We start from the raw sequence: 12,081 nt of genomic DNA, 5'->3' as shown, positions 1-12,081 counted from the left end.
CTCGTCGCTTAGGAAGCAAACATCCCCTATACTGGCAGGGCAGCTTGTGCTTTTGCGCAAGCCGCTCCGATTGTCGACCAATGCATTTCAATGGAGCCATTTCAATGAGCCTGCGCGCGATTCTCGCCGCTCATGCCCGCGAGGCAACCTACCCAGCACCAATTGCGCCCAAAGGGATTCTCATCACAGTCCCATCCGAGGATGAGGCGTTCGAGCCACGGCTTCAGGCCGCACCAATCGAGACCAGCGGCCGAATGCTGGTGATCGAGTATTCAGATTCGAAAGGAGAGTTAAGTTGCAGGCGCATCACTTTTCGACGAATTGAACATCTCCCCTCCACCAACGATGATGGTCGTTACTATCTCATCGGCTGGTGCCATGAACGGCGTGCCCTGCGAAGCTTCCGTGTCGACCGGCTGCTATCACTGATGGACGGACGGACAGGCGAGATCTTCGAGCCGATCGAGTCTGGCATCGAACTCCTGTCAGAAGCAGGGCTTGTTTCCAGATCAGCACCAACGCGGGCGCCCGCGCGATCAGCCCGATCGCTGCTGCGCGACGGCCTGAAGATCTTGACGTTCTTGGCGAGGTGCGACGGCGCCGCCCACCCGTCGGAGATGGAGATCATTGCCGATTATTGCCGCGAGCGTGCCGCCCAAGCCGGGCTGGGTGTCGATGGTTCGATCATCGAAGGCATCCTCGATGAAGCCGATCGTCTGTATCCGGATGTCGATACATTCCTCGACGCAGCTGAGCGGGCCTTCCGAGATCAAGCCCACGGTGCACTGCTCATCAACGAAGCTCGGGCTCTGATCATCGCGGATGGCACGTTGCATGAACGAGAGGTCCAGTTCCTGCGCGAGCTAGATGCGTTCGCCGGCTGAGATAGAAAGAGTCCTACTCTCTTCAAAATACTCCATTCTTCTTGGCGTCATTCCCGCGAAAGCGGGAATCTCTTCCCGATTAGAGCGTAGAGAGATCAGCGCTTTCGCGAGATGGCAGGGTGGTGGGCGCTTCAGCCTGCCCAACCGCGGCCTGGTCCGTGAGGGCCACGCCGCCGCTTCGGCTCGTCTGGCCGAGATGCGATCGAAACGGCTATGATCCCTCGTCGGCCATGTCGGAGGGGGAGTCATGGTTGCGTTCAGGGCAAGAAGAGCCGGTTTGCGCCTGCGGCTGGCGGCATATCTTTGTTTTCTGGCTCTGGCCGCTTGCGGAAAGGGCGAGGATGCCAAGCCATCCGAGCCCGAGCTGGTCTCCTATGACCTCCCTTCCACAAACCCGGTGCGGGAGATCGGGGCGACCCAGGCTCTGACCGCCGCGGGCCGTCTCTGGCTGGTCGGCCGGGGTGGAGGCTTGGCATCCTTCGGACTCGCAGACAATTCCCGGCAAGACGCCTTCACCAGCGGCGTCATGTTCCTGACGAAGTCCGACGGAGCGCTTTGGGTGCTGAGGTCGACCGAGGTGCGATATCGAGAAGTGGAGGATCCTCCGACACGCATCCCGATCGGGGGCACCTTCGTCGCTTCCAGATGGACTGGAGAGTCGTTCGAGGATTCGGCCCCGCTGAGGCTGTCCGAAATGCCGACGGTCCTGGCCATATCCGCGGATGGGGCACGGATTGTCGTCTCGCCGAGCCGGATCAACATCTTGCCGGCCGGATCCCGTCGCTGGGCATCCCGGAAGCTGAAAGGAGCTGACGAGCCTCTGGGCCCGCCCTCCACGGCAGCAATCGCAACGATAGGCGACGATCTTTATTTGGGCTTCAATTTCGGCGAGTGGGGTGGCGGCCTCCGCAAGGTGTCCCTCTCCACCGGCGTCGCCCGCAACATCGCATACAAGATCGGCCAGGATTCCTGTGACGGATGCGAATCCATCACCGGCATCATTGCCGATCCGACCTCCCCGGGCTGCATCCTGGCCTCGGCCGGCCTGATCCACATGATGTCCTGGGGCCGGATCCTTCAGATCTGTGACGATCGGGCTACGGTCAAATTCGAGAAGACCTTCACTGTCAAAGAAGGGGGGAAGTCGTTTGAAATGAGTGTTCCGTTCTTCGGACTCGCAGCGGCACCGTCTGGCGGCTTCTGGGCGATCGCCCCCGGAACGCTTTACCGGTTCGCAGGCGGGACGCCGAAGGAATACCCCCTGCCCGAGCCCAAAACAGTGGACGGCTTGCTCATCAGCCGCGATCTGCCGGGCGTCATCATTGTCTACACCAATGCGAACCAAGCTTTTTCCTTGAGCGGCACGACGCCGATGCTCGTCGCTCTGGACTAACGAAGGGATTTCGATGCTGCTCCAGGCAGTCTCGATCGGGGCCGCCGCCGGTTTGCGAGTGACGGCCTCGTCGCGGTATTGAGGGTTGGCCGCATGTCCGGACCCTACATCCTTCTCTGCGCCGATCCGCTGGCGCCGCGAATGCCGGATCCGGCATTCCGTGAGGAAGCGGAGATCGCGGATCGCCTCAGGCTGAACCGGCTGCTGGTCGACCATGACGTCCTCGAGCGCAGCCCCGATGCTGCGGCGGCCCTGCGGCGCGCCGCGATCGGCGGCCCCGGCGCGGCCGTCTATCGCGGCTGGATGATGTCAGCAGAGGCTTATGGTCGGCTTTTCGCCATCCTGTCCGATCGTGGCGTCCTTCTCCTCAATACGCCCGAGCAGTTTGCGGCCTGCCACCATCTGCCCGCGGCCCATGCCGTTGTCGGCCGCTGGATGCCGCAGACGGTCTGGATCGACCGGGACCGCATCGGTGACGACGCAGCGCTGTGGGGGGCGCGGGCCCCGTTCGGCGACGCGGCGGTGACGGTCAAGGACTGGGTCAAGTCGCAGGCCGCCGGCTACTGGTCCGAAGCCTGCTTCATCCCTAGCGCCGCCGATCGCGCGGCCGTCCGGCGCGTGGTCGACCGGTTCATCGAGTTGCAGGGCGACAGCCTCACCGGCGGCCTGGTCTTCCGCCGATATGTGCCGCTCGTCACGAGCGATGGCGCGGCCGAGGAATGGCGCTGCTTCGTCCTGGATGGCCATGTCCTGGGCTGTTGGCCACGCGTCGCCCTCTCGGCGGCCGCCGAAGCCCCGCCGCCGGACCTGCTGCAGGCCATCGCCCAGGCACTGCCGAGCCGCTTCGCCACGGCCGATGTCGCGCGGCGACAGGACGGCGGCTGGCTGCTGATGGAGACCGGCGACGGGCAGGTCTCCAGCTTCCCCGCCGGTGCGGCAGCCGAGACCGTGCTGGCCTCGGTCGCCGCCTCCCTGCGCGCCGCCTGACGCCCCCCACCCGCCGGCCGGGAATTCCAGCCGGGCCGTCGCCAGGATCGTCGCCTGGATCGAGGCCGTGGCCGTTGCGCCCCCGCCCCTCACCGCATCAGCTTGGCGAAATCCCCGTCGAGCCGGGCCAGGGCGGTGTCGATGAATTCGCGCCGCTCCTTGATCCAGGAATCCTGGTCCGCGAGCTCGCTTCTGGCCTTGGCGATCATTCGCTCCATTTCCGCAGGCTGCGGCCCGCCGGTCGTGCTGCGCGCCTTCACGATCGCCACCGGGTCGAGGGCGGCGCGGAACTCCGCCTCGGCCATCGGCAGCGCCTGCGGATACTTCGTGCCGGCAACGGCCTCGGCGTAGATGCGCTGCGCCTCGGCATAGGGGAAATCCAGCGGCTTGATGGCGTTCTGCTTGGCGTAGCTCACCACCTCCGACGCGAAATGATGGCCCTCGCGGAACGGCAGGCCGTATTGGCGCATCAGGATGTCGGCCAGCTCCTGCGAGGCCGTCCAGTCGCTGTTCAGCTCCTCCAGCGCCCGGTCGCGGTTGATCACCAGGGCCTTCAGCACCTTGTCGAGATCCTTCAGCGTCTTGATGCCGGCCTCGACCATCGCCGTGTTCTGGTCGACATCCTTCGGATCCGACATGCCCGGCGTGATGTTGTGCGTCTGGATGACCGGCCCGAGCGCCAGCGTGATCGCCGTCGAGGCATCGCTGCGGGTCGAGTTGAGCAGGCCCGGATTGCGCTTCTGCGGCATCGCGCTCGACACATAGGTGTTGCCGCCCCCCTCCTCCAGCAGGATCCAGGGCCGCGACCCGGCATATTGCGTCATGATGTCCTCGACGAAATTGCCGGTGTGCAAGGCGATCGCCGTGACCACCGCCCCGACCTCGACCGGTTCGTCCATCGAGGAGATCTGCGAGGCGTCGTAGGCGTTGTCGACCAGCTGCGCGAAGCCGAGATAATCGGCCATGCGCTGGCGGTTCAGCGGCCACCCGGTGCCGTTGAGCACCGTCGTGCCCATGGCGGACCGGTCGATGCGCGCATAGGCCTGGCGGATGCGTTCGGCATCGCGCGCCAATCCGGCGGCATGGCCGAGCAGGTAATGGCCGAAGCTGTTCGGCTGCGCGGCGACCCCATTGGTGTAGTTGGGGACGATCGTGTCGGCATGCGCCGCGGCCAACTCGACCATCGTCTTGGCCGTGACGTTGAGCTGCGCGGCCAGCTCCAGCAGATCGTCGCGCAGGATCGCCGCGCGGTAGGTGGCGTGCATGTCCTGGCTGGAGCGGCCGGCATGCAGCAGCGTGACATCCATGCCGCCGGCCTTGATCAGCAGCGGCTCGAAGGTGATCACGGTGCCCGGCCGCCTGGCCCCCTCCTTGTTTCCGTCCTCGATGACCTTGGCGATGGCCGCCGCGATTCCCGGCGTCAGCTGTTTGTCGAGCAGGCCCTCGTCGGTGTTGATGACGGCGGTCGCCTTGTTGATTTCCCCGAGCCAGAAGAATTCGTCGCGCTCGGCGGCACAGGCGCCGGCCGGCCACAGCGATGCCGCGGCGATGGCGGACATCAGCAGGCTGCGCTGGAGCGACGTTGTCGCGTTGGTCATGGCAATTCCTCCCATGTGGAATTGGAGAGTCTATCTGACGGATAGTGCAATGACCGATAGGCCTCGGGTCCTTTCCCGGCACGATCGCCAGACGGAGCGAAACCCGACGGTATCGACAGGCCGGCGACGATCGCGGAGGATGGCGGCCGATTTTCAACCGGCCGTCCGCGGCCGCGCATTTCCGGGGGAGATTTCGATGCTGGTCCTGGCCTTCCTGATCGGGTGCGTCGCCGGGCTGCGGACGATGACCGCGCCGGCGGCCGTCAGCTGGGCCGCCCATCTCGGCTGGCTGCCGCTCGAGGGCACCGGGCTGGGCTTCCTCGGCGCCGCGGTCACGCCCTGGCTGCTCACCGCCGCCGCGATCGCCGAGCTGGTGGCCGACCAGCTGCCGCGGACGCCGAGCCGCAAGGTACCGATGCAGTTCGGCGCCCGCATCGTCAGCGGCGCGGTCTGCGGCGCCGCCTTCGGTATCATCGGCGGCCAGATGTGGGTCGGGCTCATCGCCGGCGTCATCGGCGCGGTGGCCGGGACGCTGGTGGGGGCCGAGCTGCGGTCCCGCCTGGCCCGGGCCGCCGGCCGCGACCTGCCGGCCGCCCTGCTGGAAGACGCGGTCGCGATCGGCGGGGCGATCTGGATCGTCGCATCGGTGTAGCCGGGCGGACGCCTAGGACTTCAAGGACTGGATCCAACCCGCCGGCGAAAGATCCGGCTGCAGCGCCGGCGGAGGCTCGTACCGGCCAGCCTCCCACGGGAAGGCACCTCGCTTGTCCGGCCAGACCAGCTGCAGGCAGGGGAAGTCGTCGTTGCCGTAGAACCAGCGGCTCCAGCCGACATGCTCGGCATAGTGCTGCTTGTCGACAGGCATCAGATAGGCGTCGGTATTCGCGAAGACGTCCGAGAGCCGGACACCGACCGGGAGGACCCGGCCTTTCTGGAGATCGCGGTAGAGATCCCACAGCACCCGGCCGGCAACGTCTTGCGAGAGGGAGAAGGCGATGATCTCGGGATGCCGGAGCGTCAGCCAGAACCCGGTGGAGTAGGAGAATTCCGGATTCTCGTCCTCTTCGAACACACCCGTGTGGTGCCAGCCATGCTCGCGCATGATGGCGACAAATCTCCGCTCCTGCGGGTCCAGCGCATCGACAGGCGCGTCCAGGGCTGTGGCCATGTTCGATGCTGATCTCGCGGGTGTCGGTAAGTCAACGGGCCGCCACTCAAGCCCCCGAAATCACACCGGCCCCACCCCCGCCGGCAGGATGCGCAGGGCGAAGAGCACCCACATCGCCAGCAGCAGCACGAAGCCGGCGGCGTAGGCGCCGAAGCGGGGGCCCAGGCGGTTCGCGCCGGTGTGCACCGCCACATGCAGGATCCGGCTGGCGACGAACAGCCAGGACATGATCACGAACAGCAAATCCGCCTTCTTCGTCATCATCGCCAGGATCACCAGCACGAAGAACAGCAGCGGCAGCTCCAGCTGGCTGTGGAAGCTGTTGGCGATCTGGGTGGCCCGCGCCGGCCAGGCCGGCTGGCCGAGGGCGATGTCGCCCGGCCGCACCTCGCCCCGCCGCAGCGCGTCGGCGCGCTCACGCAGCAGCCAGACCGCCAGCAGAAAGGTCAGTGCCACCTGCACGAACACCGGGAGGAGGATGGCTTGCACGGTCATGGCCGGACTCTCCGCGGTTCGGGCAACCCTCACACCTGGGTCATCACCGCGAAGCCGAGGGCGACGAGCACGAGGAATCCCCAGAAGGCCCAGTTCAGGTACTTCTCGAGGTAATGCCGCACCTGGTCGCCATAGATCCGCATCAGCACCGCGATCAGGAAGAAGCGCAGGCCGCGCGAGGCGATCGAGGACAGGATGAAGGGCACGATCGGGAACTGGGCGACGCCGCTGGTGATGGTCACCAGCTTGTAGGGGATCGGCGTCACCCCCTTGGCCAGGATGATCCAGCTGCCCCATTCGGCGTATTTCTGCTGGAACTCCTGGAACCCGGCCTGCAGCCCGTAGAGGTTGATCAGCCAGGAGCCGACCGTCTCGAACAGGAAATAGCCGATGGCGTAGCCGACCAGGCCGCCCAGCACCGAGGCCACGGTGCACAGCCCCGCCAGCCACCAGGCCCGCCGCGGATTGGCGAGCATCATCGGGATCAGGACCACGTCGGGCGGGATCGGGAAGAACGAGCTCTCGGCGAAGGACACGCCGGCCAGCGTCCACTGCGCCCGCGGCCCGTGCGCCGCCCGGATCAGCCGGTCGTATTGCCGCCGGATGAAGCCCGGCTGTTCGAGCTGAACGCCACCGTCCTGCACCACGCGCCGATCCTTTACCTGTTCGCCCCTGCGACGGTGATAAACGCCGTGCGCTCCGGTGTCACTGCCGGGAATGGGCGTATGCTCTGATGCCGCCCTCCCCAAAACTGTCATGCCCGGGCTTGACCCGGGCATCCAGGGAATGTCGAGGCCGCTCTGGGGGGCCCCTGGATTGCCGGGTCAAGCCCGGCAATGACAGAAGGGAGGATCGCGCCTCTTAAATCAGCCCTGCAGCGATCGCCAGGCCTGGGCGAAGGACGCTGCGGTGGCGGCGACCTCGGTCGCAGTCATGCCGGGCTTGTAGAGGGCGGAGCCCAGGCCGAAGCCGGTGGTGCCGGCATCGCGATAGGCCGCCATCCGGTCCGGCGTGATGCCGCCGACCGCGATCAGCGGCACCGAAGCAGGGACCACCGCCCGCCAGGCCTTGACCACGGCGGGCGGGACCGCCTCGGCCGGGAAGATCTTCACCGCGTCGGCCCCGGCCTTCAGCGCCGCGAAGGCCTCGGTCGGGGTGGCGGCGCCGGGGGCGCAGACCAGGTTCAGGCGCTTCGCCTCGGCGATCACCTCGACATCGGCATGCGGCATCACGATGAGGTTGCCGCCCGAGGCCTGCACCCGGGCCACGTCCTCGCGCTTCAGCACCGTGCCGGCGCCGATCAGCGCCTCCCGGCCGAATCGGTCGGCCAGGCGGCGGATGCTGTCGAAGGGCCGGGGCGAGTTCAGCGGCACCTCGATGCAGCGGAACCCGGCCTCGACCAGGGCGGCGCCGATGGCCTCGACCTCCTCCGGCGTCACGCCGCGCAGGATGGCGACCAGGGGCAGCCCGGCGAGGGCGTCGTGCAGGGAAAGGCTCATCTCACACCAGCTCCGCATGCTTGGCCAGGCGCCACAGCGCCTTGACCGTGGTGTCGGCCGGGGCGATGCGGCTGCGCAGCCCCGCGGCCTCGATCGCCTCGGCGTAGCGGGCCGACAGCTCGGCGCCGCCGACGATGGTGACCTCCTCCGGCGCGGCGCCGGTGGCGGCGGCCACGGTGGCGCGGGCGTCGGCCACCTCGGCCCCGATCAGCAGGCCGGAGAGATAGGATCCCGCCGCCTTCGGCTCTAGCTCGCCGAACAGACCCAGGGTGCGGGCGCTGAACAGCCGGCGCAGCAGGCCGCCGCCGGCCGAGGCGCCGACCGTGAGGCCGCGGCGGAAGGCCGGCTGGTCATAGGCGCGGCCGTCCATCAGCCGGCCGAGGATGCTGTGCTCGGCCAGGACGGCGAAGGCCTCGCCGGTCATCGAGGTGGCGAACCAGGCGATCTTGCCGTCCTCGGCCAGGGCCCATTTGCTGTGCGTGCCGGGCAGGACGTAGAGGCGTCGGCCGGCGGCCGGCGCGTCGCCGAGGATCTGCACCTCCTCGCCGCGCATCACGTCGGGGATGCCGTCGGCGTCGACCCGGCTGACGCCGGGGACGATTCGCAGGGTCACGCCCAGCGAGGTCGGCACCTCGATCAGGCCGGCGACCAGCGCCGCCTCGTCGGCCGGGCAACGGGCGTAGGGCGCCTCGGCCCAGCCCTGGCGGCTGCCGATCATGCCGGAGGCGATGGCGGCGGTGGGAAGCCAGCGTTCCGCCACCTGGCGGAACACGGCATCGAAGTCGCCGCCGGGAACCTTGAGGATGCCGAGCGGGGCCGCGGCCTCGTCCCGCACGGCGCCGTCGGCGTCGAGCAGCCAGGCGCGGAGCGAGGAGGTTCCCCAGTCGAGGGCGACGAGCATGATCGAGAGTCCGGAAGAAAATGGTCGGAGCGGCGAGATTCGAACTCGCGACCCCTTGCACCCCATGCAAGTGCGCTACCAGGCTGCGCTACGCTCCGACCGGGGGCCGCCGCCGGGCAGAACCGGGCGGCGAGCGGGCGGGACTATAGCCACCGCCCCGCCCCTATGCAACGACGATGCTGAGGCGATGCGGTCAACCGGCGCCGGCCTCGGCGATCGCCCAGAAGTCGTCGGCCTTCAGGCTGGCGCCGCCGACCAGGGCGCCGTCGACATTGGGCACCGCCAAGAGTTCGGCCGCATTGCCGGGCTTGACCGAGCCGCCATAGAGGATGCGGATGCCCGCCGCCTCGGCCGGGACATGGGCGCCCAACGCCGCCCGGATATGGGCGTGCACCTCGGCGACGTCGGCCGCGGTCGGGGTGCGGCCGGTGCCGATGGCCCAGACCGGCTCATAGGCGATCACCGTGTTCTCCGCCGTCGCCCCGCGCGGCAGCGACCCGGCGATCTGGCGGCTGCACACCTGCAGCGCCCGGCCCTCGTTGCGCTCCGCCTCGGTCTCGCCGATGCAGATGATCGCGACCAGCCCCTCGGCCTGGGCCGCCGCCGCCTTCTCCGCCACCACCAGGTCGATCTCGCCGTGGTCCTGGCGCCGCTCGGAATGGCCGACGATGACGTGGCTGCAACCGAGATCGGCCAGCATCCGCGCCGCGATGTCGCCGGTATGGGCGCCCTCCTGCGCGCTGTGGCAGTCCTGGCCGCCGACCAGGAGGCCGCTGCCCTGCACCGCGTCGGCGATCGGCGCGAGGATGGTGGCCGGCGGGCAGACCAGCAGGTCGAAGGCCGGATCGACCGTGCGGGCCAGCCGCAGGGCGAGGTCGCGGGCCAGCGCCGTGCCCCCGGTGCGCAGCAGGTTCATCTTCCAGTTGCCCGCAATCAGCTTCCGCGCCATCGGCCTCTCTCCGGCTGGTCCTCAATGTCGCCCTTCATGTACCAACCCCGGCGCCATGACGCTACGGTCACGCCTTGTGCATTGCTGCCCGGCAAGGCCGCACCTATGATGCGCCGCCCAACCGCCCGGGAGACCGGCGCGGCCTCGCCCTTTGTTTACGGTCGTCATGCTGCAGATCCTCCGCCACAAGGCCGGCTCCATCATCGTCAAGGTGCTGTTCGTCCTCCTGATCCTGAGCTTCGCGGTCTGGGGCATCGGCGACATCTTCCGCAACCGCGGCCAGTCCGACACGGTGGCGACGGTGGGTGAGCAGACGATCAGCCTGCAGCAGCTGGACAGCCAGTTCCGCTCCCTGGCGCAGAGCCAGCAGCTGCCGCTCTCCGTCGCCCAGCAGCTCGGCCTGCCGGCGCGGGTGCTGGACAGCATGATCTCCGGCTTCCTGTACGACCAGCTGGCCGCCGATCTCGGCTACGACCTGTCGACCGACGCGGTCGCCGACGCCGTGCGCGTCGACCCGCGGTTCCGCGACCCGGCCACCAACCAGTTCAGCCGCGATCGATTCCTGCAGATGCTGCAGGCCGGCGGCACCAACGAGGCCGGCTTCATCGCCTATCAGCGCGGCCAGATGCAGCAGCAGCAGGTGATGCGGGCGCTGTTCAGCGGCGCCGAGCCGCCGCAGGCGCTGGTCGACCCGATCTATCGCTATCGCCGCGAGGCGCGGGTGGCCGATACGATCACGCTGCGCAACGCCGACCAGACCGGCGTGCCGCAGCCGACCCAGGCCGATCTCGAGGCCTATCACAAGGACCACGGCGACAAGTTCCAGTCGCCCGAGTACCGGACGCTGAGCGTCGTGCTGCTGAACACCGACGAGTTCGCCAAGAATGTGACGGTGTCGGAGGACGAGGCACGCACCCAATACGACAAAAACCCGGCGAATTATCAGATGCCGGAGATGCGCCGCTTCGACCAGGTGATCGCCCCGACCAAGGAGCTGGCCGACCAGATCGCCGCGGCGGTGCGCGGCGGCAAGGCGGTGCAGCAGGCGGTGGACGAAGCCCGAAACGCCGCGGTCAAGCTGATCCCGGTCGACCTGACCGCCAAGTCGGCGATGCCGATCCCGGCCCTGGCCGATCCGGCCTTCACCTTGACCGAGGGCCAGACGACCGATCCGGTGCAGTCGCCCTTCGGCTGGCACGTGCTGGTGCTGACCGGCGTCCAGCCGGCCCGCACGGTGCCGTTCGAGGAGGCCCGGGCCGAGATCGAGGCCCAGCTGAAGCAGAGCAAGGCGGCCGACGCCCTGTACGACGCCGCCAACAAGTTCGAGGACGCGCTGGCCGACGCCGTGCCGATCGACAAGGCGGCGCAGGAGTTCGGCTTCACCGTCACCGCGGTCCCGGCCGTGGCCCAGGACGGCACCACCCAGAGCGGCCAGCCGTTGCCGCCGCTGCCCGGCCAGGCGCAGATCCTGCAGGCCGCCTTCCAGGCGCAGCAGGGCGATGTCAGCCCGATGGGCACGATCGACGACAAGACCTCCTTCATCGTCCGGGTCGACAGCATCGTGCCGCCAGCGACCGAGCCGCTGGCCAAGGTGCGGGACGAGGTCGCCGCGGCCTGGACCGAGCAGAAGCAGGCCGAGGCGGCTGCTACCTTGGCGACCGACGTCGCCAAGCGCCTGTCCACCGGCGAGGCCGCGGCCGACGTGGCCAAGGCGGTCGGCGGGCAGTATGCCGAGACCCCGGCGCTGTTGCGCGACGGCAGCAATGCCGGCGCCGTTCCCGCGGCGCTGGTGCGCGACCTGTTCGCCGCCCAGGTCGGCGGCACGGCGACGGCGGAGACCCCGGGCGGCCGGGTGGTCGCCCGCCTGACCAGGGTCGAGCCGGCCAAGCCCGACGCCACGGCGGAAGCCGCGGTGAAGCAGGATCTGCGGCGCGGCCTCGCGGTCGATATCGGCGGCGGCCTGGACCAGGCGCTGCGCGCCCGCTACGGAGTCACCATTGACCAGGCGGTTCTCGCCCGGTTGAACTACCAGGAATGATGTCGATGATCCCCCTCGCGGCGTCGCAGCGCCCCTGCGCCGGACCTGGTCCGGCGGCCCCGTTCTCTCCGCGCGGAGAGGCGAAGGGCTGGCGCTGGCCGGCGGGGACTGCAGCCCGGGGGCGCCGGGCAGGCGGCGGGGAGCGATGGCGTGGCGGCGACCGCTCCGC

Annotated in this window: 12 protein-coding genes and 1 tRNA gene; 5 read left to right on the top strand and 8 right to left on the bottom strand. The window is 68.6% G+C overall.

What is annotated here, in order from left to right:
• Nucleotides 1–104: 104 nt before the first annotated feature.
• The 3 genes from ACFW16_RS15465 (at nt 105) to ACFW16_RS15455 (ending at nt 3,264) form a co-directional block, all read left to right on the top strand.
• Entirely contained in the window at nt 105–884 is a 780-nt protein-coding gene (locus ACFW16_RS15465; protein ID WP_380306432.1) for a WYL domain-containing protein, read from the top strand.
• A 247-nt stretch (nt 885–1,131) separates the two neighbouring features.
• On the top strand, nt 1,132–2,277 hold the full coding sequence (locus ACFW16_RS15460; protein WP_380306430.1) for a hypothetical protein: 1,146 nt from the start codon (nt 1,132–1,134) through the stop codon (nt 2,275–2,277).
• A gap of 93 nt (nt 2,278–2,370) precedes the next feature.
• Nucleotides 2,371–3,264 carry an ATP-grasp domain-containing protein gene (locus ACFW16_RS15455; protein WP_380306429.1) on the top strand — a complete coding sequence of 298 codons (894 nt, stop codon included), beginning with the start codon at nt 2,371–2,373 and terminating at the stop codon, nt 3,262–3,264.
• Nucleotides 3,265–3,353: 89 nt separating this feature from the next.
• On the opposite strand, the gene ACFW16_RS15450 is transcribed toward ACFW16_RS15455, so the two are convergent.
• A complete protein-coding gene (locus ACFW16_RS15450) occupies nt 3,354–4,862 on the bottom strand; it encodes an argininosuccinate lyase (RefSeq protein ID WP_380306427.1) in 1,509 nt (502 codons plus the stop codon).
• A gap of 196 nt (nt 4,863–5,058) precedes the next feature.
• Between ACFW16_RS15450 and ACFW16_RS15445 the strand changes: the two genes are divergently transcribed.
• The gene (locus ACFW16_RS15445) at nt 5,059–5,514 is read left to right on the top strand and encodes a DUF4126 domain-containing protein (RefSeq protein ID WP_380306425.1); all 456 of its coding nucleotides are present in this window, start codon (nt 5,059–5,061) and stop codon (nt 5,512–5,514) included.
• A gap of 12 nt (nt 5,515–5,526) precedes the next feature.
• Here ACFW16_RS15445 and ACFW16_RS15440 read toward each other — a convergent pair whose 3' ends face one another.
• From ACFW16_RS15440 to tpiA, 7 genes are all read right to left on the bottom strand, one after another.
• On the bottom strand, nt 5,527–6,030 hold the full coding sequence (locus tag ACFW16_RS15440) for a DUF4262 domain-containing protein (RefSeq protein ID WP_380306423.1): 504 nt from the start codon (nt 6,028–6,030) through the stop codon (nt 5,527–5,529).
• 60 nt (nt 6,031–6,090) lie between these two features.
• A complete protein-coding gene (locus tag ACFW16_RS15435) occupies nt 6,091–6,525 on the bottom strand; it encodes an MAPEG family protein (protein ID WP_380306421.1) in 435 nt (144 codons plus the stop codon).
• Nucleotides 6,526–6,554: 29 nt separating this feature from the next.
• On the bottom strand, nt 6,555–7,172 hold the full coding sequence (locus tag ACFW16_RS15430; RefSeq protein ID WP_380306419.1) for a YqaA family protein: 618 nt from the start codon (nt 7,170–7,172) through the stop codon (nt 6,555–6,557).
• Between the two features lie 219 nt (nt 7,173–7,391).
• Nucleotides 7,392–8,024 carry a 2-dehydro-3-deoxy-6-phosphogalactonate aldolase gene (locus ACFW16_RS15425; RefSeq protein ID WP_380306417.1) on the bottom strand — a complete coding sequence of 211 codons (633 nt, stop codon included), beginning with the start codon at nt 8,022–8,024 and terminating at the stop codon, nt 7,392–7,394.
• Between the two features lies 1 nt (nt 8,025).
• On the bottom strand, nt 8,026–8,925 hold the full coding sequence (locus ACFW16_RS15420; RefSeq protein WP_380306415.1) for a 2-dehydro-3-deoxygalactonokinase: 900 nt from the start codon (nt 8,923–8,925) through the stop codon (nt 8,026–8,028).
• A 21-nt stretch (nt 8,926–8,946) separates the two neighbouring features.
• Nucleotides 8,947–9,023 (bottom strand) — tRNA-Pro (locus tag ACFW16_RS15415).
• Between the two features lie 95 nt (nt 9,024–9,118).
• Nucleotides 9,119–9,874: a triose-phosphate isomerase gene (gene tpiA / locus ACFW16_RS15410; RefSeq protein WP_380306413.1), complete on the bottom strand. Its 756-nt coding sequence runs from the start codon at nt 9,872–9,874 to the stop codon at nt 9,119–9,121.
• A 166-nt stretch (nt 9,875–10,040) separates the two neighbouring features.
• Between tpiA and ACFW16_RS15405 the strand changes: the two genes are divergently transcribed.
• Nucleotides 10,041–11,912, top strand: a complete 1,872-nt coding sequence (locus tag ACFW16_RS15405) for a peptidyl-prolyl cis-trans isomerase (RefSeq protein WP_380306411.1) — start codon at nt 10,041–10,043, stop codon at nt 11,910–11,912.
• Nucleotides 11,913–12,081: the final 169 nt, after the last annotated feature.

The sequence above is a fragment of the Inquilinus sp. NPDC058860 genome (assembly GCF_042743185.1).
GTDB lineage: Bacteria > Pseudomonadota > Alphaproteobacteria > DSM-16000 > Inquilinaceae > Inquilinus.
The sequence above is the reverse complement of the archived record's forward strand: the minus strand, read 5'-3'. Positions and strand labels throughout refer to the sequence as shown.